Source organism: Lysinibacillus fusiformis (genome assembly GCF_003049525.1).
Taxonomy (GTDB): domain Bacteria; phylum Bacillota; class Bacilli; order Bacillales_A; family Planococcaceae; genus Lysinibacillus; species Lysinibacillus fusiformis.
Genome location: NZ_PYWL01000003.1, coordinates 446463 through 469602, shown reverse-complemented (window position 1 = coordinate 469602; position 23140 = coordinate 446463). Strand labels below are relative to the sequence as shown.

At 39.2% G+C, this 23140-nt stretch carries 20 protein-coding genes; 2 read left to right on the top strand and 18 right to left on the bottom strand.

Annotated features, from left to right (window positions below):
• Nucleotides 1-147 precede the first annotated feature (147 nt).
• Together C9J29_RS11205 and mce are read right to left on the bottom strand one after the other, a co-directional pair.
• Nucleotides 148-1695 (bottom strand): acyl-CoA carboxylase subunit beta, encoded by a 1548-nt coding sequence (locus tag C9J29_RS11205; protein ID WP_025116102.1) that lies wholly within the window; start codon nt 1693-1695, stop codon nt 148-150.
• Nucleotides 1696-1700: 5 nt separating this feature from the next.
• Nucleotides 1701-2114, bottom strand: a complete 414-nt coding sequence (mce, locus tag C9J29_RS11200; protein ID WP_012295035.1) for a methylmalonyl-CoA epimerase — start codon at nt 2112-2114, stop codon at nt 1701-1703.
• Between the two features lie 125 nt (nt 2115-2239).
• Here mce and prli42 point away from each other — a divergent pair, with 125 nt between their 5' ends.
• Nucleotides 2240-2335, top strand: a complete 96-nt coding sequence (gene prli42, locus C9J29_RS24115; RefSeq protein WP_150907189.1) for a stressosome-associated protein Prli42 — start codon at nt 2240-2242, stop codon at nt 2333-2335.
• A gap of 21 nt (nt 2336-2356) precedes the next feature.
• Here the strand turns inward: prli42 and C9J29_RS11195 are convergent, their stop codons facing one another.
• The 10 genes from C9J29_RS11195 to C9J29_RS11150 all read right to left on the bottom strand — a co-directional run bounded on the left by C9J29_RS11195 (nt 2357) and on the right by C9J29_RS11150 (nt 15497).
• On the bottom strand, nt 2357-3319 hold the full coding sequence (locus C9J29_RS11195) for an aromatic acid exporter family protein (RefSeq protein WP_309545009.1): 963 nt from the start codon (nt 3317-3319) through the stop codon (nt 2357-2359).
• Nucleotides 3320-3523: 204 nt separating this feature from the next.
• On the bottom strand, nt 3524-3964 hold the full coding sequence (locus tag C9J29_RS11190) for a BrxA/BrxB family bacilliredoxin (protein ID WP_008179942.1): 441 nt from the start codon (nt 3962-3964) through the stop codon (nt 3524-3526).
• Between the two features lie 154 nt (nt 3965-4118).
• Entirely contained in the window at nt 4119-5216 is a 1098-nt protein-coding gene (gene meaB, locus C9J29_RS11185) for a methylmalonyl Co-A mutase-associated GTPase MeaB (protein WP_107922158.1), read from the bottom strand.
• Nucleotides 5216-7369, bottom strand: coding sequence for a methylmalonyl-CoA mutase (gene scpA, locus C9J29_RS11180; RefSeq protein ID WP_008179938.1), 2154 nt, complete (start codon nt 7367-7369; stop codon nt 5216-5218). Before scpA ends, meaB begins: the two co-directional genes overlap by 1 nt.
• Nucleotides 7366-9069 (bottom strand): methylmalonyl-CoA mutase family protein, encoded by a 1704-nt coding sequence (locus C9J29_RS11175; RefSeq protein ID WP_107922157.1) that lies wholly within the window; start codon nt 9067-9069, stop codon nt 7366-7368. Before C9J29_RS11175 ends, scpA begins: the two co-directional genes overlap by 4 nt.
• 121 nt (nt 9070-9190) lie before the next feature.
• Nucleotides 9191-10534 carry a dihydrolipoamide acetyltransferase family protein gene (locus C9J29_RS11170; RefSeq protein WP_107922156.1) on the bottom strand — a complete coding sequence of 448 codons (1344 nt, stop codon included), beginning with the start codon at nt 10532-10534 and terminating at the stop codon, nt 9191-9193.
• A gap of 167 nt (nt 10535-10701) precedes the next feature.
• Entirely contained in the window at nt 10702-11685 is a 984-nt protein-coding gene (locus C9J29_RS11165; RefSeq protein ID WP_008179931.1) for an alpha-ketoacid dehydrogenase subunit beta, read from the bottom strand.
• Nucleotides 11685-12701 carry a thiamine pyrophosphate-dependent dehydrogenase E1 component subunit alpha gene (locus C9J29_RS11160; RefSeq protein WP_008179928.1) on the bottom strand — a complete coding sequence of 339 codons (1017 nt, stop codon included), beginning with the start codon at nt 12699-12701 and terminating at the stop codon, nt 11685-11687. Before C9J29_RS11160 ends, C9J29_RS11165 begins: the two co-directional genes overlap by 1 nt.
• Before the next feature lie 88 nt (nt 12702-12789).
• Nucleotides 12790-14217 (bottom strand): dihydrolipoyl dehydrogenase, encoded by a 1428-nt coding sequence (gene lpdA, locus C9J29_RS11155; protein ID WP_089986067.1) that lies wholly within the window; start codon nt 14215-14217, stop codon nt 12790-12792.
• A gap of 185 nt (nt 14218-14402) precedes the next feature.
• On the bottom strand, nt 14403-15497 hold the full coding sequence (locus C9J29_RS11150; RefSeq protein ID WP_089986068.1) for a Leu/Phe/Val dehydrogenase: 1095 nt from the start codon (nt 15495-15497) through the stop codon (nt 14403-14405).
• Between the two features lie 389 nt (nt 15498-15886).
• Here C9J29_RS11150 and C9J29_RS11145 point away from each other — a divergent pair, with 389 nt between their 5' ends.
• Nucleotides 15887-16123 (top strand): DUF2627 family protein, encoded by a 237-nt coding sequence (locus C9J29_RS11145; protein ID WP_008179922.1) that lies wholly within the window; start codon nt 15887-15889, stop codon nt 16121-16123.
• Between the two features lie 46 nt (nt 16124-16169).
• Here the strand turns inward: C9J29_RS11145 and C9J29_RS11140 are convergent, their stop codons facing one another.
• The 6 genes from C9J29_RS11140 to recN all read right to left on the bottom strand — a co-directional run bounded on the left by C9J29_RS11140 (nt 16170) and on the right by recN (nt 23123).
• Nucleotides 16170-16898 carry a glycerophosphodiester phosphodiesterase gene (locus tag C9J29_RS11140; protein ID WP_107922155.1) on the bottom strand — a complete coding sequence of 243 codons (729 nt, stop codon included), beginning with the start codon at nt 16896-16898 and terminating at the stop codon, nt 16170-16172.
• Nucleotides 16891-18462 (bottom strand): DUF342 domain-containing protein, encoded by a 1572-nt coding sequence (locus C9J29_RS11135; RefSeq protein WP_008179917.1) that lies wholly within the window; start codon nt 18460-18462, stop codon nt 16891-16893. The genes C9J29_RS11140 and C9J29_RS11135 overlap by 8 nt, the downstream gene beginning before the upstream one ends.
• Nucleotides 18463-18795: 333 nt before the next feature.
• Complete coding sequence (locus C9J29_RS11130; RefSeq protein WP_008179914.1) at nt 18796-18981, bottom strand: hypothetical protein; 186 nt, start codon at nt 18979-18981, stop codon at nt 18796-18798.
• A gap of 197 nt (nt 18982-19178) precedes the next feature.
• A complete protein-coding gene (gene spo0A / locus C9J29_RS11125) occupies nt 19179-19970 on the bottom strand; it encodes a sporulation transcription factor Spo0A (RefSeq protein WP_008179911.1) in 792 nt (263 codons plus the stop codon).
• Between the two features lie 392 nt (nt 19971-20362).
• The gene (locus tag C9J29_RS11115) at nt 20363-21310 is read right to left on the bottom strand and encodes a SpoIVB peptidase S55 domain-containing protein (protein ID WP_008179909.1); all 948 of its coding nucleotides are present in this window, start codon (nt 21308-21310) and stop codon (nt 20363-20365) included.
• A gap of 121 nt (nt 21311-21431) precedes the next feature.
• Entirely contained in the window at nt 21432-23123 is a 1692-nt protein-coding gene (recN, locus tag C9J29_RS11110; protein ID WP_107922152.1) for a DNA repair protein RecN, read from the bottom strand.
• Nucleotides 23124-23140 lie beyond the last annotated feature (17 nt).

The following is a 23140-nucleotide window of genomic DNA, read 5'->3' as shown; positions in this document are numbered from 1 at the left end:
TTACTCATGCTAATTTCTCCCGTTCTTAATTTCGTATATTTAGTATAACGAGATTTTTTTGTGAAATGAACAAAAAACCCCGAATAGGGTCACTTTTTAAAGTGTCCACTATTCGGGGTTCAGTTCAAGCTACTAGGCTTGGACTTTTTATAATGGAATATTACCATGTTTTTTCTCAGGACGCGTTTCCTGTTTATTAGATAGCATATCAAGTCCTTGAATCAGTTTAATGCGTGTATCTCTTGGATCAATAACATCGTCCACCATACCACGAGATGCAGCAACGTATGGATTGGCGAATTTCTCTTTATATTCTTCAATTTTTGCCGCACGTGTTGCTTCTGGATCATCTGATTTTGCAATTTCACGGGCAAAAATGATGTTTGCAGCTCCGGCAGCTCCCATAACTGCAATCTCAGCGTTTGGCCAAGCAAATACAAGGTCTGCACCGATTGATTTAGAGTTTAGGGCAACGTAAGCGCCTCCATAAGCTTTACGTAAAATCACTGTAATTTTTGGTACAGTTGCTTCGGAATAAGCATAAAGAATTTTCGCGCCATGACGAATGATGCCACCATGTTCTTGTTTAACACCTGGGAAGAAACCAGATACATCTTCAAATGTAATGATTGGAATATTGTAAGCATCACAAGTACGGATAAAACGAGCTGCTTTATCGGAAGAGTCTATATCTAATCCTCCAGCAAGTACTTTTGGTTGGTTACAAACAAGACCAACTGACTCACCAGCAATACGTGCAAAGCCAACTACAACGTTTTTCGCAAATTCTGCATGAACTTCCATGAATGAACCTTCATCCACTACTTGTTCAACGACTTTACGTACATCATAAGGACGTGTTGTTTCAATCGGTACAGTATCTACGATTTCTGGACGGTAGTCATCCCCCTCTGGTCGATCTTGACGAGGTGCTTTTTCTTTATTATTTTGTGGTAGATAGCTTAATAGTTTTTTAATTTCTTGAATTGCCTCTTCTTCAGATGGTGCACGGAAATGAGCATTACCACTTACTGCATTATTTACTTTCGAACCACCTAAATCTTCAGCAGAGATTTTTTCACCTGTTACAGTTTCGATCACTTTAGGTCCTGTTATAAACATTTGAGATGTTTTATCTACCATTAAGATAAAGTCTGTGATTGCAGGAGAATAGACAGCTCCTCCAGCACATGGCCCCATTATTACGGAGATTTGCGGAATAACGCCCGAGTAAATCGCATTTCGGTAGAAAATATGACCATAGCCATCTAATGAAAGAACACCCTCTTGGATACGTGCGCCACCTGAATCGTTAATACCGATAAATGGTGTGCCATTTTTCGCAGCGAGGTCCATAACTGTTGCCATTTTTTTCGCATGCATTTCACCTAGTGCGCCACCAAACACTGTAAAGTCTTGAGAGAATAAGTATACTGGACGTCCGTTAATTTTACCGAAACCAGTTACAACACCATCACCAGGGCCTTCCATTTTTTCCATTCCGAAGTCTACTGTACGGTGAGTAATAAATGGATTGATTTCAAAAAATGTGCCTTCATCTAGTAACAAATCAATACGTTCACGAGCTGTTAATTTCCCTTTTTCATGCTGTTTTTCGATGCGCTCATAGCCACCACCAAGTTCAATTACCGTCTTACGATCATACAAGTCATTGATTTTGTCGAACATATCCATATTAATCACTTATCCCCTTTTCCACTTTTATCACATAATTCATATAACACCCCGAACGAAGATTTAGGATGCATGAACGCAACCTCTGCACCTCCAGCACCAGGTCCTGGCTCTTCCGATAAAAGACGTACACCTTTTTCACGAAGCTCCACCATACGCTCACGAATTCCTGTCACACCAAAAGCAATATGGTGAATACCTTCTCCACGTTTTTCAATAAATCCATGAATGGCACTTTTTTCACTCATTGGTTCTAATAGCTCCAATTTCACGTTGCCTGCGTCGATAAAGGCAACACGAACTTGTTGTGAATCTACTTCTTCCACTTTCAACAACTTTAAACCTAAAGTTTCTGTATAATATGTAATGCGTTCATCAAGATCGCGCACCGCAATCCCAATATGATCTACTTTCTCCATGGTGACATCTCCTTCTGTTATGGTACATACTCTATTTTACAGACTTTTTTGTCAAAACTCTACTACTTGAGAAATTTTTCAGATTTGATAAACTATTTATAAGAAAAGAAGGAGCGAACGAGCATATGAGTAATAAAAAGTTTCAAAAAATCGTTGTTTATACTATGGTCGCAATCATGCTAATCTCATCTCTAGCATTCGGCTTATCAATGCTAGTTTAAGGCAAGGCCATAGCGTCCACACTACTGTGGGCGCTCTTTTTTTACCTTTAAACCTTTAAATGACTGCTTTATTTCTAAATACCTGTCCATTTCCTCAATAAACTGATAGAGTGCGGCTTGAGCGATAAATTGCTCATGATTTTGCGGCAATGGTAGCTGAGAGAAATCATGTTTCACCTGCTCTAGCTTTTCCCGATAATGACTCGCTGTATTTCCAGAATGAATATGTCCCCCGAGGTCTTGTAGAAAATCTGCCACAATTTCAGCCTCTTGTACTATAACAGGTAAAGTTGTAATTTTCGGTAATACCCTTTCGATAATTTCTAGCTGTTTTTCTCGCATATCGAAATACATATAGTAATCATTTTTACGTCTCGTAAAATGGTTTTCAACATCTTTAAATGCCAAGGACTTTGCATCATTTAATGTTCGAATAGCTTCAATGATCTCATGCCCATCCCATAACGTATCCCCTTGTCGTAAATAGCTAGCAATTTCTAAAAATATTTTGCTATATAGTTCCTCAATTTTAACTCTGTAGTAATTTAATTCCTTTTGAATATCTGGCATATACATATTGATGGCTATACCGGTTCCATAGCCGATTGCCATTAACGCCAATTCATTATAAACAAGCTCCATCGAAAAACTTTTAGCGGCGTAAATATGCATAATAATTACGACACTAGAAATAAATCCGTCTGCAACTCTTAAGGACACAATCGTTGGGATAAAAAGCAATAGCATACCTGCTAGTGTTAGTGGCTGGTAGGAAAAAAGCTCAAAGCTTACAAAGGCAAAAAACATGGCCACTATACTAGCAACTAATCGTGTATAGGCTGCATGAATGGATTTTTTCTTCGTTGGCTGTACACATAATATCGTTAGAATACCAGCAGAGGCATACGAGGCTAAATTAAAATATTGAGCAATGGCAATCGCAAGTGCTGCACCAATTGCTGTTTTTAAAGTTCGATAGCCGATTGAAAACTTCTTCAGGCCGACTGCCTCCTATCTTTTAGTACTCTTCAGTGAATATCGCTAATTATTTAGCCAATATTACAAAAATTTTAATGGTAATGCTGAACTATCTATACATGATAATTAAGTAGGAAGCCTGCATAGATAAACTTTCTATGAGGCTTTTCTACTTAAGTTATAAAGGATTGCTCTTATGCAAAAATTGACTTACAGCTCGTCACAATATTCTTCAAAGTTTGCTTGTAAGTTTGTCACAACTGACATCGGGTCATGCCCTTCAATTTCATAGCGCCCCACTTCAGCGACAACTTGTCCATCTTTTAATAGAATAAATGATGGTGATGATGGTAGGTGATCTTCCCCAAAAAGGTAACGAGCCGCTGCAGTCGCTTCTTTATCTTGTCCTGCAAATACTGTTACTAAGTGATCTGGGCGTTTATCGTAATGTACACATTGTGCTGCTGCTGGACGAGCAATACCACCCGCACAACCACACACTGAGTTCACCATAACTAATGTTGTACCTGGACGAGCAAACGCCTCCTCAACAGCCTCTGGTGTTTTTAGCTGTTCGTAGCCAGCCGTTTCAATTTCAGCACGAGCTGTTTTTAAAATTTCCTGCATAAATAAATCGTAATCCATATTCATATAGCGATAGCTCCTTTCAAATCGCGTCAATTCAGCTTTTTATAGTAGGTATTTGACGCACATACATCTCTTATCATAGCAGTTTGCAACGAATTTGTGCACCCACTTGCTCATACATGTCAGTTGAATTTTCTAAGCTTATAAAGAAACTAGTTTACTGATCTTCCTGTTCCTCGTTAAATAAACGATCTACACCTTGTGTAACCGTTAGTTGGCCACTTAAAATTTGACGTTCCAGAAGCTGTACCTGTGCTTTACGTTGTGGATTCTCATAGAACATATCTATTAAATGATCAGTAATCATGGATTGGAACCACTCTTTTGTTTGTTTTTGACGTCGAGTAGCCCAATAACTGTTTGATTCAACAATTTGTTTAAATTCTTCTATGGTTCCCCAAACCTTATCGAGACCCCGTTTTTCCAATGAACTAACTGGCATTGCAGTTGACATCCAGCCTGGTGTAGCAGGCTGTAAAAAATGCAGAATCTGTTTATACTCTGCGACAGTTTTCTTGGCAAGCCGCACATTATCACCATCCGCCTTATGCACAACAATGGCGTCTGCTAACTCCATAATGCCCTTTTTCATGCCCTGCAATTCATCTCCTGCTCCAGTTAAAACTAAAAGCAAGAAGAAATCCACCATGCCTCGGACATAGGTTTCACTTTGTCCCACACCCACTGTTTCAATGAGAATGACATCATAGCCTGCTGCTTCACAAACTAACATCGTTTCACGTGTCTTTTTATGAACACCCCCAAGGGTACCAGCGGATGGTGAAGGGCGTACAAAAGCAGTAGGCTTCTTGACGAGCTCCTCCATGCGCGTTTTATCTCCTAAAATACTCCCCCCTGATAAAGAAGAGCTTGGGTCAATCGCAAGGACTGCTACTCGTTTTCCCATGTCACAAAGCATTGTTCCGAAAGCCTCAATGAAAGAGCTCTTCCCCGCTCCTGGAACACCCGTAATCCCGATTCGAATACTCTTTTCTGTATGCGGTAAAAGCTCCTGTAAAAGCTCCTGCGCTTGGATTTTATGTGTAGCATTCGAGCTTTCAATGAGGGTAATGGCTTTTGACAAATGTGTGCGAGAGCCTGCACGTACTTGTTGTGCAAGCTCTCTAATATTAACAATGTCGGCTTTTTTCTTTCGGAATTTTTTAGGTGTACCATAGTGCATACCGTCGTGAGTCGCCTCGACTCCGTCCATCACAAATAGCGCACTTTCTTCCATTCCTTTGTTGTTGTCCATTATTCAGACACTTCCTCATAGCCTAAACGTTTGTAGATTTCCTCAATGATTTTCTGTGCGGATACAGGAATCACGGTACCTGGTCCAAAGATAGCTACTGCCCCAGCATTATAAAGGAAATCATAGTCTTGAGCAGGTATAACACCACCCACAATGATGATAATATCCTCACGTCCTAATTTTTCTAACTCCGCAATCAATTCAGGCACTAATGTTTTATGACCCGCTGCTAACGAAGAGACACCGATGACATGAACATCATTTTCAACAGCCATTTGTGCTGCCTCAGCAGGTGTCATAAATAATGGAGAAATATCTACGTCAAAGCCTAAATCAGCATAGCCTGTTGCGACAACCTTAGCTCCACGGTCATGCCCATCTTGTCCCATTTTAGCTACTAAAATACGTGGACGACGGCCTTCGTTTTCAAGGAATTCTTCTGTCATTTGCTTCACTTCTGAAATTTGCTCCTCATCAGAGAAGTTGGCAGAGTAGACACCTGAAATAGAACGAATGACAGCTTTATGTCGTCCGGAAACGGCTTCAATTGCATCCGAAATTTCTCCTAAAGAGGCACGTGCACGAGCCGCATCAACTGCTATAGCTAGTAAATTTTCTTCGCCATCTTGCGCCGCTTTCGTTAAACGAGCTAAATGTTTTTGAACCTCAGCCTCATCACGTGCGGCTTTCATCGCTTCTAAACGCTCTATTTGTTTTTGTCGCACTAGGGTATTATCAATATCTAGAATGTCAATTGGCTCTTCTTTCGTCAGACGATATTTATTTACACCAACAATCGTCTCTGTCTTGGAGTCAATTTTCGCTTGACGTTTAGCAGCTGCCTCTTCAACTTTCATTTTAGGAAGGCCTGTTTCAATTGCTTTCGCCATACCGCCAAGCGCTTCAATCTCTTCAATTAATGCCCATGCCGATTTAGTAATTTCTTCTGTTAATTTCTCCACGTAGTACGAACCACCCCATGGATCAATTACTTTCGTCATTGCTGTTTCCTCTTGCAAAAATAACTGCGTATTACGTGCGATACGTGCAGAGAAATCCGTTGGAAGTGCAATGGCTTCATCTAGTGCATTCGTATGCAGTGATTGTGTATGTCCCATTGATGACGCATTTGCTTCGATTAACGTACGTGCTACATTATTAAACGGATCTTGCTCTGTTAATGACCACCCAGATGTTTGCGAGTGGGTACGCAAAGCTAATGTTTTCGGATTTTTCGGATTAAACGTTGACATCATCTGTGCCCAAATACGACGTGCTGCGCGCATTTTAGCCACTTCCATATAATAGTTCATGCCAATGGCCCAGAAGAACGATAGACGTGGTGCAAATGCATCGATATCAATGCCTGCTTTTAGTCCTGTACGCACATACTCCAAACCATCTGCTAACGTATAGGCAAGCTCAATATCATTTGTTGCTCCCGCTTCTTGAATATGGTAACCAGAAATCGAAATTGAGTTAAATTTCGGCATATACTTTGCTGTATATTCAAAAATATCTGCAATGATTTTCATCGACATAGCTGGTGGGTAAATGTATGTATTACGCACCATATATTCCTTTAAAATATCATTTTGAATCGTCCCTGCTAATTTTTCTGGTGTTACGCCTTGTTCCTCTGCTGCTACAATATAGAAAGCAAGAACTGGTAGTACGGCACCATTCATTGTCATAGAAACGGACATTTGATCTAACGGGATTTGATCGAAAAGAATTTTCATATCCTCAACAGAGTCAATCGCTACGCCTGCTTTTCCTACATCCCCTGTAACACGTGGATGATCAGAGTCATAGCCTCGGTGAGTTGCTAGGTCAAACGCTACAGATAAACCCTTTTGTCCCATTGCCAGATTTCGCTTGTAAAAGGCATTGGATTCTTCGGCTGTTGAGAAACCAGCATATTGACGAACAGTCCAAGGACGAGCCACATACATGGTAGGGTATGGTCCGCGTGTATTAGGTGCAATACCAGCTACATCATTTAAATGTTTAGCATCCTTGATATCTTCTTTTGTATAAATATCTTTAATTTCAATACCTTCATTTGTCATAAACTTATCATCAGACGCTTGAGGTGCATTAGCTGATAAAACTTTTTCTATTTCAATTGCATTAAAATTTGGCTTACTCATCGTTGGACCTCCTTTATGCTCGCGAACACTGACTGTAATTTTTCAATGATGTTCTGTCCTGCGAAAATAAAGCCGTTTAAGCCATTTGCTAACCAAGCTTCTTCTTCGTCTTTAAATTTCCCAGCCACATCCACAAGTACACCTGCTGGTTTGTCTGCTAAAATGGCATGGACAAATTCCTTTGTATCCTCATCATTACCTGCAATGACAACATATTTAGCCTCTGTTGCCTTTAGCCAAGCTATTGCCTCTTCAACAGTTGCCGCCGGTTCACTTTTTTCAGGAACAAGACCTACCGTATTTAAGAAACCAGCAATAAAATCTGCTCTTGGCTTGGAGCTTTTTAATGTACCTAATGCTAAAATACCCGTTTTCACATCAGCTGCCGTCATTTCTGCACGCAGCTTTTCAAATGGAATAGCACTTCGTTTAATGCTAGCAAATAACGGATTCGTCTCACATTCAAGTGCATCAGCTGGGTTGGCATAAATATTCGCTCCAATCAATGATTGCTTACGTGTTTGTGCAGCATGAATACGAGATTGATACGATTTCTCTACTTCTTCAGCGAGCTTGCCAGATGCAGTGTATTCATCAATGCCGCCAGCTGCCTCTATTTCTAAGAATAACGCCCATGCATCTTTGACAAAGTCTGCCGTTAACGACTCGATAAAGTAAGAGCCACCTGCAGGGTCTATTACTTTTAAGACATTTGTTTCTTCTTTTAAAATTAATGACACGTTACGAGCAATACGTATTGATTGTTCTGTAGGCTTTGTTAACGCATCATGTGGATGAACCGTAAAGAGATCAGCACCACCGATTAACCCAGAAAGCGCTTCATTAGAAGATCGTAATAAATTCACATAAACATCCAATTTAGAGAAGCTTCTTAAAGATGTTTCAGCAACAGTTGGAATTTTTACACTTTCTGTAACATCATAGGCAGATGAGAACGCTTTCCAAAGTACTTTAAAAGCACGGAGTTTTGCAATTTCTGTAAAGAATTGCGTATCAACAGCAAAGGATACAAAAAATTTCTTTGAAAATGCTTCAAAGCTTTCTTCCTGTTCTACAAATTTTGCTGCTAATGCAAGTCCATAGGCCAATTCTTGAACGGCGTTGGCACCTTCATTGTGATAAAGGACTGTGTTAGCGCCGACTGAGCGCACGCTCGGAAAAGCATATAAAGAGATTGGTTCGTTCGAAACGATGAAACCTTTCACAGCTTCTCGTTGATCCAAAGCAATTTTGTCAAACACTGTTAATAATGGGTCTTTTGTATCTTTAATAGTAATTTTAAATGAATATTCTGAGAAATATGATGCTAATTTGACCAATACATCTTCTGTCCAGTCAAAATTAACACGACTATCAATGGTAATAACTTCATTACCTCGAGCTAAACTGTCATCAAGCTGTGCAAAAAACGCTTCACTCGTATCAGCATGAATTTGCTGAGCTACTTGAAATGCTTGACTATTTTGTAGGGAACGAATTGTGGCAACTTGTCGATCAAGCTCATCACCAAGCTTAGCTACTAAACTTTCTTGTGTGTACATGGGCTGTAGTGTAACACCCTCATTTGTTTTCGTGAATAGAGACTCAAATGGTTTCCCCTTTAAAGCTTTGATTGCTGCATCTTGCCAGTCTGAATAGGCCGGCTTTTCAAATTCAATATTTTTCATGTTGTTTGACATGCGGACGCTTAATCAGCTTCCCCCCTTAGTAGTTTCTATTTGTTATTCTACATGACAAATTGCGACTCGGAAAGCATAAAAAAAATCGGAAACCCTTATACAGCAGGTTTCCGACAAGTCATCAGTAGACTGACGTCGAAGATTTATTTGTATTTTCGAGTATTTCTTTTACTCTATTTAGGAATTTACCACATACTAGTCCATCCAACACACGATGATCTAATGATAAACATAAATTCACAATATCACGAGCGGCAAACATTCCACCAGGTAAAACGACTGGTTTTTTGACAATACTTTCCACTTGAAGGATAGCAGCTTGTGGATAATTAATGATACCCATTGATTGAATAGAGCCAAATGCTCCCGTATTATTTACGGTAAATGTACCACCTTTAATATCATCCATGGCTAATTTTCCAGTTCTAACCTTGTTAGCAAGCTCATGAATTTCTCTAGCAATTCCTTTAATGGATTTTTCATCCGCGTGTTTTATAACAGGCACGAATAATGCATCATCCGTCGCTACTGCAATCGAAATATTGATGTCATGCTTTTGAATAATTTTATCCTCAGCCCACATCGAATTCATCATTGGGAATTCTTTCAAGGCTTGAGCCACTGCTTTTACAAAGAAGGCAAAATATGTAAGGTTAAAGCCTTCTTTTTGCTTAAATTCACCTTTTAGGCTATCTCGATAAGCAACTAAATCTGTCACGTCTACTTCCATCATCATCCAAGCATGTGGAGCCTCATGAACACTTCTTACCATATTATTAGCAATGGCACGACGGACCTTCGTCACTGGAATTTCAATATCTCCCGGCTGAATAGGTTGTACCGGTGCGGCAGGTTTTTCTGCATGCTGAGCTTGTGCAGGAGCTGGCTGTTCAAATGGTGCTTGACTCGTTGCTGGCGTAGGTGCCGCACTAGTTGCAGTTGGGATATCGCCCGTTTCAATTAGTTGTAACAAGTCTTTTCTTGTAATGCGACCACCCTCGCCCGTTCCCGTAACTTGCTCGAGTGCAATATCATGCTCCTGTGCAAGTCGTAGGACAGCAGGTGAGTAACGCACTTTGTCCTTACGCGCTTCTTTTGGAGCGGCTAAAGGAGGAGTAGAAACTGATTGTGATGCCTCTTGTTTCTTTTGAACACCTGCATTTAAAATCGCTGTGCTTACAGCAGATTTTTTCTCAGGAGGTGGAGGTGGTAATTCACTATCCCCTGCAATTTCAATCGAGCATACGACTGCACCAACTGGTAATGTTTGACCTTCTTGTGCAATTAGCTCCGTAATAACCCCTTCAAACGACGATGGAATTTCCGCATTTACTTTATCTGTCACAACTTCTGCTAAAGAATCATATTTTTTTACTGTATCACCAGGCTTCACAAGCCATTTTTCAATTGTACCTTCTGTTACACTTTCGCCGAGCTGTGGCATAGTAATATTTTGAACCGCCATCATTTATTCCTCCCATCAATTAAGCCTAGGCGACATTGTACCTGATGCAGCGCTAAATTAATAAACGAAGATAGGCAAATAGACAGATTTTGACTTTCAAACGGCTAAGCCAAAATCTGTTCTTCCGTCTGAGGCTTTCATTTTTTCAATCAGCCTTGCTTGGTATGTTAAAATGCCGCAAGCTCTCTCATCGCACGTTCAACTTTATCAGGATTAATCATAAAGTATTTCTCCATAGTTGGTGCATATGGCATTGCTGGCACATCAGGTCCTGCTAGACGTTGAATTGGTGCATCAAGCTCAAATAAACAATGCTCCGCTATAATTGCGGCAACTTCACTCATGATACTACCTTCTTTATTATCCTCCGTAACAAGTAATACTTTTCCTGTCTTACTTGCTGCCTCAATTATTGCTTCCTTATCAAGTGGATAAACTGTGCGTAGGTCAAGTATATGCGCAGAAATACCATCTGCAGCTAGACGCTCTGCCGCTTGTAGCGCAAAGTGTACAGCTAAACCATAGGTAATGACCGTCACATCATCCCCTTCACGCTTCACATCAGCCTTGCCGATTGGTAACGTGTAATCGTCTAGCGGTACCTCACCCTTAATTAATCGATAAGCACGTTTATGTTCAAAGAACAATACTGGATCTTCATCACGAATAGCTGCTTTCAGCAATCCTTTAGCATCATACGGAGTTGATGGTATAACTATTTTTAAACCAGGTGTACCCGCAAAAAGGGCTTCAACGGATTGAGAATGATAAAGTGCCCCATGAATTCCTCCACCAAAAGGTGCACGGATTACCATTGGACAAGTCCAATCATTATTAGAACGGTAACGGATTTTAGCTGCCTCAGAGACGATTTGGTTGACAGCTGGCATAATGAAATCAGCAAATTGCATTTCTGCGATCGGACGCATACCATACATCGCTGCCCCAATACCAACTCCTGCAATAGCACTTTCTGCAAGTGGCGTATCTAGTACACGGTACTCACCGAATTGATCGTACAGACCATTAGTCGCTTTGAATACACCGCCCTTACGGCCAACATCTTCTCCTAAAATGAAAACTCGCTCATCACGTTCCATTTCTTCTTTCATTGCTAATGTAATCGCATCAATATAAGACATAACTGCCATTACATGTCACCTCCGTCCACTGGTGCATAAACATATTTCATGGCATCCTCTGGTTGTGCATATGGAGCCGCTTCTGCATAATCAGTCGCTTCATTCACTTCTGCCATCACACGTTCTTCAATTTCTGTACGTACTTTTTCAGTCATGACGCCAGCATCTGTTAAATACTTTTCGAATAACACAATCGGATCTTTTGCCTTACCTTCTGCTATATCTTCAGCCGTACGATATTGACGATCATCATCATCCGAAGAGTGGGCTGTTAAACGATATGTGACTGTTTCGATTAAGCTTGGGCCTTCTCCATTACGTGCACGGTCCGCTGCTTCTTTTACCACTTTGTAAACTTGTAATGGGCATTTCCCATCAACCGTGACACCTGGCATACCGTAGCCAATTCCACGATCAGAAACCTTCGCGCAGCCTAACTGGCGTTCAACGGGTACAGAGATCGCATATTGATTGTTTTCTACCATGATAATAACTGGCAATTTATGAACACCTGCGAAGTTTGCCCCTTCATGGAAATCTCCTTGGTTAGAAGAACCTTCACCAAGTGTCACGAAAGAAACAAAATCCTCTTTTTGTAGACGTCCTGCAAGTGCTACGCCAACTGCGTGCGGCACCTGCGTTGTTACAGGCGAAGATCCTGTTAAAATACGATTTTTCTTTTGACCAAAATGCCCTGGCATTTGACGTCCACCAGAGTTTGGATCTTCCGCTTTTGCAAATGCAGATAACATCAGCTCTCTTGGTGTCATACCAAAGTGTAAAACAACACCCATATCACGATAATATGGTGCAATATAATCTTTATCTTTATTTAGTGCAAAGGCTGCCCCAACTTGTGCTGCCTCCTGACCTTGACAAGAAATAACAAACGGAATTTTACCAGAACGGTTTAATAACCACATACGCTCATCTAATCTTCTGGCCATTAACATTGTTTCGAACATAGCAAGTACATCTTCATTTGACAAACCTAAATCTTCATGTTTGATTTGAACATCTTGCATACGAACACCCCTTTCGTATTATAGAGAAATAACTATCTTATCCTATATCCCCACATTTGGATACGTTAGTTATGAAATTCAGAAAAATTTAAAAATGGATAGCACGACCATCAACTGCTAAAGCTGATTCCACTAATACCTCATTTAATGAAGGATGTGGATGGATTGCCTGACTAATTTCCCATGGCGTTGCATCCAATAATTTAGCTAAAGATGCTTCTCCAATTAAATCTGTCACGTGCGGCCCTACCATATGAATACCCAAAATATCATCTGTTTCTTCATCAGCAATAATTTTTACAAAACCTTCTGCTTCTCCATTTACCAATGCCTTACCAATTGCCTTGAACGGGAATTTACCAATCTTTAATGAAAGGCCTCGCTCTTTGGCAGCAACCTCTGTTAAACCGATGCTAGCAACTTCCGGATATGAATAAACGCATTTTGGTACGTTCAGATCATTTAAATGCTCGGTTTTACCTGTCGCAATATGCTCGATCGCTGACAGTCCTTCATGAGAAGCAACATGTGCTAACTGTAAGCCACCAATCACATCTCCAATGGCATACATATGTGATTCCTTCGTTTGATAAGAATCATTCACTTTAATGAAGCCATTTTCCACTTCGATTTCTGTATTTTCCAAACCAATATCTTGCGTGTTGGCTTCACGTCCTACACAAAGTAAAAGTTTATCAGCGTCAAAGATTTCTTCCTGATCATTCACTTTGGCAGAAATGAAAACGTTATCATTTTCTATTTTGAATGTATCTGCCTCTAAACGGGCATTTGTCACAATGCGAACTCCACGCTTTTCAAGCTGCTTTGTTACTTCTTTTACGATATCTGCATCTTCTGCAGGTAAGATAGTTGGTCCGTATTCTACCACTGTTACATTTACGCCAAAATCGCAAAGCATAGATGCCCACTCAATACCAATGACACCACCGCCAACGATTAACAATGATTTCGGTAAATGATCAAGCTCCAACGCATGATCTGAATTCATCACATATTGACCATCAACTGTTAATCCAGCCATACCTCGCGGCTTTGAGCCAGTTGCAATGACAACATTCGTCGGTACAAGCATTTCATTTTCTTCCCCATTAGACATTTCAACCGAGATCGTTCCTGGCATTGGTGAGAAAATAGAGGGACCTAAAATTCGTCCTGTACCATGATAAACATCTATTTTACCTTTTTTCATCAGTGTATTCACACCTTGGCTTAATTGCTCAACGATTGCTTGTTTCCTAGCTTGAACTTTGTCAAATTGCAGTGTTACACCTTCAATATCGACACCATATTCACTAGCTGTTTTATTAGCCATTCGATATACTTCTGCACTTCGAAGTAAGGCTTTACTTGGAATACAACCTTTATGCAAGCATGTTCCGCCTAAACGCTCCCGCTCTACAATAGCTGTTTTCAAGCCTAGTTGTGCAGCTCGGATGGCCGCAACGTAACCGCCTGTACCTCCACCTAAAATGACAACATCATAATTTTGAGCCATGTTTATTCCCCCTTTTGAGAAAAGTGCTAAAGTATTCTATCTATTAAACAAGCACCCTATCAATTAGCTTACGGTCTATTCTTGCTTAAGAAGAACTTTAGCTTTACTACAACGATGCTCTTATTTGTTGGTAAAATTAGAAGAAGTCGACAATGCGACTTCTCCAAATTTTCAAACCTTGTATATTAGCGACCGTGTAAAATATTTTTTTCATTTTTTAAGAATTGGCTGCGAGATTTCGCCACACGCGCAATGCGTTCTTCAGCTAAACGATTCGCTGCCACATATGTTGGAATGCCATCTCGTTTTGAAATAGCAAAGATCTTTTCAATACTATCATAAATACCGTCAACGCGTTTCAGAGCACGTTCACGATTATAGCCATATAATTCATCCGCAACGTTAATAACGCCACCAGCATTAATCACATAGTCTGGTGCATAGACAATCCCTAATTCATGTAGGTAATCACCATGACGTGAATCTTTTAACTGGTTATTAGCAGATCCAGCAATTACTTTTGCTTTTAGTTGTGGAATTGTTTCATCATTTAATATTGCACCTAAAGCACAAGGTGAGAAAATATCAACTTCTTGCGCGTAGATTTCATCTGGAGCTACTGCAATTGCGTCAAAGTCATTTACAACTCGATCAATTGCTGCCTGATTGATATCTGTTACAACAAGTTTTGCCCCTTCATTATGTAAATACTCACAAAGCTTGTAAGCTACATTTCCTAGACCTTGTACAGAAATTTTTAATCCCTCTAATGATTCTGAACCGAATGCTTCTTTTGCAGCCGCTTTCATACCGCGATAAACACCATACGCCGTTACTGGAGATGGGTTCCCTGATGAACCGAATGCAGGTGAAATTCCTGTTACATAATCTGTTTCCTCATGGATTAAATCCATATCTGTTACCGTTGTACCTACGTCTTCTGCAGTAATATAACGGCCATTTAAGCCTTGGATGAAACGACCTAATGCACGGAACATTTCTTCGTTTTTATCTTTAAATGGGTCACCGATAATGACCGTTTTTCCACCGCCAAGGTTTAAACCAGCTGCCGCATTTTTGTAAGTCATGCCTCGTGCTAAACGCAATGCGTCTTCCACTGCATTTTCCTCTGAAGCATATGTCCACATACGTGCACCGCCTAATGCTGGTCCAAGTGTTGTGTCATGGATAGCGATAACCGCTTTTAACCCTGATGCTTCATCTTGGCAAAATACCAATTGTTCATAATCATACTTTTCCATATACTTGAAGATTTCCATGAAACTCGCCCCTTTGCTTTGGAAAGTGCATCCCCAAATGCCCGTCCCAATCAAGTTTTATCTAACAATTCTTTCCCTTATTGTCCTCTTCTCAGCAAAAAACTGAGCCCCATTTTACAGTAGGTGTTTAGACCCTTATACAGGAAGAAAAAAATTGTTTAGTAATGGATAATATTGCTCCACTTATTTTTACAATACTGACAAATTCACAATTTCGCAACTATTATTACACATTCTTATTTAAGTAAGAATTTTCTAAACATTCAGTAACAAAAACCACTTTATGCCCTGCCTAGCTTTGAGGAATAAATATTATATTGATTCCTCCCCTTTCTTGACATTCCCCCATCCACAGGTACAATTAATCATAGGAATAAGGAGGGGTATACATGGCCCGTTTAGCTGCATTTATTGTAATGCTTATTCCTGGTCTTATGGCTGCAGGCGGCATTAAATTTATGCGTGATACATTATTTGGAAAGCTTCTTTCGCCTTTCCCATTTTTATGGCTACAATTTGTAGTGGGTGTTATTTTCTTTGTGATAGGCTTCGGCTTTTTCGCAGGATTTTTACTACATCGTGACCGCAAAAATGGAAAAGTAGCACCTCGCTTCCAAAAAAAATAAAAATAGCTATCCAAATAAGTCACATGGACTTAATGGATAGCTATTTTTATACTCGCTGCTGTGTAGTGATGACTTTATCAGGATAATCCGTAATCCAACCTAACACAGCATGGTGCGGATTCGTTAAGAACGGTTCATTACCATCAATGGCATAAAAACGACAGGCTTTGCCGCTTGTAACGCATGCCTCTAAATATCTTGGCTTGTAGTACCGTTTATGCATATGAACAGTATCAGCCGCTTTGTAATCAGCTAACAAATCCCATTTTAATTTTTTCGTGGCTATAAGAGCAGTTTCAAATTCGGGCCTATGTTTTTTCACTATTTCCAGTAATTCATAATGGAATGATGAGAAGTGGCTTCCTGTTGGTAATGAGAGCCCTTGAAGAAAATCTTTTAGCCCATTTTGATTGTCTAGAATGGTTGATTTTAATTCAATATTTAAAGGGAGCTTATTTGTTTTAGCCCATGCTAAAACTGCATCAAATGCTGGCATTTTAGCCGATGAAAAAAGACGCCTCCAAGGCTTTCCGAGTTTAAAACGCAATAACTCTTCCATCGTACAATCACTCACCAGTTTATTGATACCTACTAATCTTGACAATTGTGGATCATGGTACACAATTGGACATCCCTCTTTTGAAAATTGAATGTCTAACTCAATGCCATCAGCCCCCAACTCCAATGCCTTTTCGAAAGCTTTAAAGGTATTTTCAAGCGCATAGGCCGAAGCCCCTCGATGTGCAAACACTGGAATATAGGACGAATTAGACATTTAACTCACCAAACTCTAGCAGAAATTTCCCATTGGTCATTTTGCTTAATAAAGATGATTTTTTACCAATTTGAATATATGTTCCTGGATGCGCTTCCTTTGTGACAATAATCTCTTCTTTTCCAATATGACGCATTTCGTCCATTATCAGTTTAATTTCACGATCTAATGTAACAGCTTCTGCCTTTAATTTTGTTAAAGCCTGCTTGGTCTCTTCAAAAGACGCGGTTTGTTCTTTAGACATTTGATTGAGGAATGGTAATAAGCTTTTCATTTTGGACTCATGGGCTGCAATTTCTGATTGTAACTCTTTAAGCTGAACAGCTTTTTCCTGCATCATCGAATTATTCTCTTGTTTATTGACACTTTCAATAATCAAATCCGTTCGACGTTCCAATCGGTTACCTGATATGGCAGTGACAATCGTATTTTTAGCTACGGCACGTCCTCCAATAATTTTACCTTTTCGTTCGTCCACGAAAATAGAATGAGCGGAAAGTTGTGAACCTAATGCATAGAAGCCTATATGGATACTATCCGCCGCAAATAAATTTGCTTCGTTAACATGTTTGACAAAAATATTGCCACCCGCTTCCACAACTGTTGAGCCTAGACCAAAAATGCCACCGCGAATATAAACATCGCCTTCAATGGATTTAATTAGTTTGGCACCGCTTACACCTTCAGCACCATCAATAGAAATATCGCCAGTTGCAATAACCGTATAGCCATTTGTTACTGTTCCTTTAATACTAAGAGAACCATTAAATTCTAGATTTCCTGTTTCAACACCCACATCACCGTTAATAGGTAGGTGTCTGTTTACACCAATCATACCTTTCACATCATCTAGAACACCAGCAATTTTCGAGCGGATCACAATTTTCCCGTCCTCTTCCACTTCATATGCTGATTTTGTATCATATCGAATAGGAAAATCTCGTCCTGGTGCGGCAGCCACTACCTCACCTAGCACATTTTTCCCTGGTTTACCTAATGTAGCAGGAATCTTTTCACCTAGCCATGAGCCTTCTGAAATTTCTGAGATAAAATTCATATCAAAGTAATCCGCTTTTCCATCATCACGAATAACCGGTTTTCGCTCCGGTTTAGGTAAGTATGTAATTTGTGCATCCGTGCCTGCTATAGGTGGTTGCCCCTGTGCAATTAAAAATGCTTTTCCTGGTTCAGCCTTCGAAATATCAAAATCTAATATTCCATGCACTATTTCATTTTCCGCAAGTGTTTCTTGTACTTGCTGTGTTAGCTTTTCTTTATGATTTGCCATATATTCGTTTGTTTCATAGATAAAAATAGAGGCTGACATTTTATCACGGGCAATTTCAGCTTCTATATTTGGAAGCCAGCGTCCAATTTCTACTGGACTTGTGTTTTGAGTTGACAGCACATTTTTTAAAATTGAAAAATTAGATAATTTAAGTCGCGGATGACTACGTAGTATGCTATCAAATTCTTTTAATGGAAATCCGGCACTAAAAGTAAGCATAAATACCTTGCCATTCTCTTCAGAAATTTCGAAGTTTTCATTTCGAACTAGAATCAAGCTACCTCCTCCTTCCCTCTATATGTAAGTATATACAATCCACTTACATTTGTTTAGAGACCATTGTCACTAACGAGAAAGAAAATAGTACTACTTAATCATTAAAACATCCAACTATTTTTTATTTCCAATAAATATAAATAGGTGTATAATACTAAAAAAATGTTTATCATTTAAGTTTCTTAATAAAATTACCCTTAAATAGAAGGTTATTCTATTAGGATAATTTGAACAAACAGTATTCCTACTCTATATATTATAGGATAGGATCGTCATAAAAATTAAATAATAAAGGTTCTTTAGAACTATAAAATTATCGGATATTAAGGCTCTTTATTCAAGATAGCTCTTTATATTTCCAATTTGAAAGGTCGCACCAAGCTGTCCCAATTCCTCCTTACTCATATATTGCATACTTATTTTACCGTCTAATACGAGTCGGACTTCAAATAAATGTTCCTCTAGTTGTGTAATTTCTAATGAGTCCATTCCATCTAATTGAAAGTTGACACTTTTCATTTTGATCACCTGCTTCTAATTTTATTACCATGCAGTACTCGATTTTATCAGTATCATCGCTCATAAGATAATAGATACCCATCAAAAAAATACGCCTTTCTAAACAGTGGTCACACTGTCTAAAAATGGCGTTATAAAAACTCGAGGTATAATTGCTATATCAGTTTTTCTATCGTTTATTGCTAAAAATTTTAAGTTTAGCTAGCCATCATGTCGATGCGGATTTTGTCTGCAATCATAGCAATGAATTCACTATTTGTCGGCTTGGATTTCAAGTGATGCACCGTGTAGCCAAACATCGACGAAATGGATTCATAATTACCACGATTCCATGCAACTTCGATAGCATGACGAATTGCGCGTTCAACGCGTGATGGTGTCGTATTGAATTTTTTCGCGATTTCTGGATATAAAATCTTTGTCACAGATCCTAATAATTCAATATCCTCAAATACCATTTGAATGGCTTCACGCAAATAGGAATACCCTTTAATATGTGCAGGTACACCGATTTCTTTAATGATAGCTGTAATCGTGCTGTCTAATTGATGCTGATTTAATTTTTGAGGGACGGTAGGTTGTAAAACGCTTGTCTTTTTAGGAAGTGTCGCCTTCTGTCCAGCACAATGTAAAATCTTCTGCACTAATTGATCAAATTCAAATGGCTTTAGCATGAAATAAGATGCCCCTAGATCTACAGCCTGCTTCATGACATCTTCTTGGCCAAAAGCAGTTAACATAATTACTTGGACTGATGACATTTTCTCATTTTGATACATCGATTCTAAAACAGCTAAACCGTCAAGATGAGGCATGATTATATCTAGAAGTAAAACATCAGGTGTAAATTCCTCAAGCATTTGTAGACAAACTTTCCCGTTTGAAGCCGTAGCAATAATTTCTATTTCGGCATGCCCCTGGAAATATTGCTCCATTGTTTTTAATAACTCACGATTATCATCTGCAATCGCTACTTTTACCTTTGTCATTTCAATTCCTCCTTCTGGACTTGCTTTGAACACTCCAAAGCGTTAACCTAACCCCTAAATGCCGTTTTTGGCACACTGTGGAATTTTCGACATTTTTGTTTAAAAACCTTTTTCATTTCCAAAAATGAGTATGTAGTCCGATACTTTCTTTTAATATCGACAAGTTGTGCTAAATATTGGCAAACTGTCGAAACACTCTTATTACCTATTTTAGATAAAAAATAAGATAAAACTACAGTTTTTTTAAATATCATGACTCCTTTCGGTTATTATTAGAAATACTTGTTGAATTCAAAGTGTTTTTAACATAAAGATAAAAACCCGCAAGTTTCCAGCGGGCACCTGTTCTGCCTGCGGAAAATGCGGATTTTTACCAAATGCCATCCCACTTTTTAAGAAGACTTTCTTAGCATTTCAGCTACTGTTAGAGCTGCTCCCTTTTTCGGCTCCTCCACAAACATATGTGTTACAGCACCGACAAATCGACCGTCTTGAATGATAGGACTGCCACTCATCCCTTGCAAAATTCCACCAGTTTTTTCAATGAGCTTTTCGTCAGAAACTATAAATTCAAGTCGTTCATTTTCAACTTTTGTTATTTCAATGGAAAAAGTTTCGACTTTTCGGCCTTCAATGGCTGTATATATTTCCGCTTTCCCCGTTTTTATATCTTTTTCATGCATAATTTCAATCGCTTTGGGTAATCTTTGTGGATAGCCTTCTTCCCAACGGCCAAAAATTCCATAAACAGTATTTTTATCTATACTACCCAGTCGTTCCTGATGTTTTTCAATGGAGGAAATTTTGTAACCTGGTTGGCCAGGCGTACTTTTACGGATTTGTTGAATTGAAGCTAAAAAAATGGAGCCAGCTCTAAATACAGGGGCCTCTTGTAGGGTTGAATCAACAATTTGATGACCTAGTGCACCATAGTTTTTTGTCTCTGGATCAATATAAGTCAGTGTTCCTACTCCATCTGTTTCATCTTTTAAGAAGGATATGATATGCTCTGCTTCTTGATTTTGTAATTCGAGTGTAACTTGTTTTCCGTCATTATTGATCGTCCATTTCTGTTGGCCTTCTTTAGCCATAGCTTGTTTGGCGTCTGCCAGCGATTTTACAGGTATATCATTAATTTTTTCAATCACTGCGCCACCTTTCATCCACTGATTGGAAGCTAACAGTACATCATGCGCTACGAACACATGTGATAATTGAAGTTGGATTCCAATGGCTTCACCCATCGGTATAAGCTTTTTGGCGGCTAAAGCTTGTATAGGCATCACTAACAAAAAGATGAGCATAGGCAAAATGACTAATTGACGCCAACGACGATTCATACGACACCTCCTTTTCATTTTTGTCTTTTTACTATGTGTTGTTGTGGCGTTCTTATAAGCGGTAAATATTTGTGCAAAAAGAAAAAAACCAGAAACAGGTTTAACTGTTTCTGGTATATGGTTAACGCATTTGTTTTTTACGCTCTTCTGCCATTGTTAATAACTCCGTTGCATGCTGTAGTGTTAAAGCCGTAATTTCTGTTCCAGACATCATACGGCTGACTTCTTCAATTCGTGCCTTTTGATCAATTTCTGATAAAGACGTAAATGTTCGATCATGCTCGACTTCTTTCTTAATGAAGTAATGATGATCAGCCATCGCAGCTACTTGAGGTAAATGTGAAATACATAGCACTTGAGAATTAATGGATACCGCAGCAATTTTTTCTGCAATGGCTTGTGCCACTCTTCCACTAACTCCTGTGTCCACTTCATCAAAAATGATGGATGTGATACCATTAGAAGAAGAGAAAATAGTTTTCAGCGCCAGCATCATTCGTGATAATTCTCCTCCCGAGGCAATTTTCGGTAAGGACTTTGGCGGTTCTCCAACATTGGTAGAAATATAAAAAATAATTTGATCTTTTCCATTTGCATCGAAATATGGTAATTCTTCAAAATTGACAATAAATTTAGCTTTTTCCATATGTAATTCCCGTAACTCTGCCATAATGGCTTCACTTAACTGTTGGGCAGCAGCTTTACGCACAATTGAAAGTTCTGTAGCAAGCTCATTAAGAACCGATTCCATTTCAAGCACTCTTTGTTCTTTCACCTGCAAAATTTCATCGCGATTTAGCAGTTCATTTAACTCTATTTTTATTTTTTCAAAATACGCTAAAATGTCCTCCACAGTCGAACCATATTTGCGTTTTAAATTTTGGAATAGTGCTAATCGTTGTTCTACCTCATTTAAACGCGCTGGATCAAACTCCAATTCATCTAATACATTTTTGACCTGATAAGCCGCATCTTGTAGCGCATAAAAAGCCGATGTCACTGCCTCAGAAGCTTCTTTAAATTGCTCGTCAACTGTTGCTGCATCATCCAAAGCACCCATTGCATTCCCAATCCAATCAAGACCTTTTGATTCTCCCTGAATGGCCTCATAGGCAGCACTAGAACGTTCAAAAATTTTATTATAATTCATGAGACGACGGCGTTCATCATGAAGTTCATCTTCCTCACCTAGCCTTAAATTGGCTTCTTCTAGCTCTTTTATTTGGAATTGATACAAATCAATGCGTTGTGCCATTAATTGTTCATCGATGGAAATCGAGGCTAAGTCCTTTTTCAGCAATCGATATTCTTCATATTGTTCGCTGTATGTTTTTTGAATAGGTAGCAGCTGCTCTTCTGCAAACTGGTCGAGTAAATTGATATGCTGTTTTTCATCCATCAGCTCTTGGTTTTCATGTTGGCCATGAATATCAATGAGACTCCCACCAATTTCTCTCAGTACTGATAATGGCACAAGTTTACCATTTACACGGCAAATACTTTTCCCAGAATCATTTAAATCACGACGTAAAATAACTGTCTCTTCTTCAATCTCAATGCCTGCTTCTTCTAATTTTTTCAGCACAGGATGCGTGGAATTCGAAATTTGAAATAAGCCACCTAATTCAGCCTTTCTTGCCCCATGACGAATAAATTCAGTATTTCCCCGTCCACCAGCAAGTAAATGAACAGCATCAATGATAATAGATTTACCAGCACCAGTTTCCCCCGTTAGTACAGTCAAACCTTCTGAAAAACTCACAGTCAAATCCTCAATGATAGCAAAGTTTCGAATACTAAGCTCTCTTAACACAAATTGTCACCTCTGAA

Coding starts and splice junctions, on each gene's coding strand:
- C9J29_RS11205 (WP_025116102.1), bottom strand. CDS start 1,695: ATGGATATGTTCGACAAAATCAATGACTTGTATGATCGTAAGACGGTA.
- mce (WP_012295035.1), bottom strand. CDS start 2,114: ATGGAGAAAGTAGATCATATTGGGATTGCGGTGCGCGATCTTGATGAA.
- prli42 (WP_150907189.1), top strand. CDS start 2,240: ATGAGTAATAAAAAGTTTCAAAAAATCGTTGTTTATACTATGGTCGCA.
- C9J29_RS11190 (WP_008179942.1), bottom strand. CDS start 3,964: ATGAATATGGATTACGATTTATTTATGCAGGAAATTTTAAAAACAGCT.
- meaB (WP_107922158.1), bottom strand. CDS start 5,216: ATGGACAACAACAAAGGAATGGAAGAAAGTGCGCTATTTGTGATGGAC.
- scpA (WP_008179938.1), bottom strand. CDS start 7,369: ATGAGTAAGCCAAATTTTAATGCAATTGAAATAGAAAAAGTTTTATCA.
- C9J29_RS11175 (WP_107922157.1), bottom strand. CDS start 9,069: ATGTCAAACAACATGAAAAATATTGAATTTGAAAAGCCGGCCTATTCA.
- C9J29_RS11170 (WP_107922156.1), bottom strand. CDS start 10,534: ATGGCGGTTCAAAATATTACTATGCCACAGCTCGGCGAAAGTGTAACA.
- C9J29_RS11165 (WP_008179931.1), bottom strand. CDS start 11,685: ATGGCAGTTATGTCTTATATTGATGCGATTACATTAGCAATGAAAGAA.
- C9J29_RS11160 (WP_008179928.1), bottom strand. CDS start 12,701: ATGCAAGATGTTCAAATCAAACATGAAGATTTAGGTTTGTCAAATGAA.
- lpdA (WP_089986067.1), bottom strand. CDS start 14,217: ATGGCTCAAAATTATGATGTTGTCATTTTAGGTGGAGGTACAGGCGGT.
- C9J29_RS11150 (WP_089986068.1), bottom strand. CDS start 15,497: ATGGAAATCTTCAAGTATATGGAAAAGTATGATTATGAACAATTGGTA.
- C9J29_RS11145 (WP_008179922.1), top strand. CDS start 15,887: ATGGCCCGTTTAGCTGCATTTATTGTAATGCTTATTCCTGGTCTTATG.
- C9J29_RS11140 (WP_107922155.1), bottom strand. CDS start 16,898: ATGTCTAATTCGTCCTATATTCCAGTGTTTGCACATCGAGGGGCTTCG.
- C9J29_RS11130 (WP_008179914.1), bottom strand. CDS start 18,981: ATGAAAAGTGTCAACTTTCAATTAGATGGAATGGACTCATTAGAAATT.
- spo0A (WP_008179911.1), bottom strand. CDS start 19,970: ATGACAAAGGTAAAAGTAGCGATTGCAGATGATAATCGTGAGTTATTA.
- C9J29_RS11115 (WP_008179909.1), bottom strand. CDS start 21,310: ATGAATCGTCGTTGGCGTCAATTAGTCATTTTGCCTATGCTCATCTTT.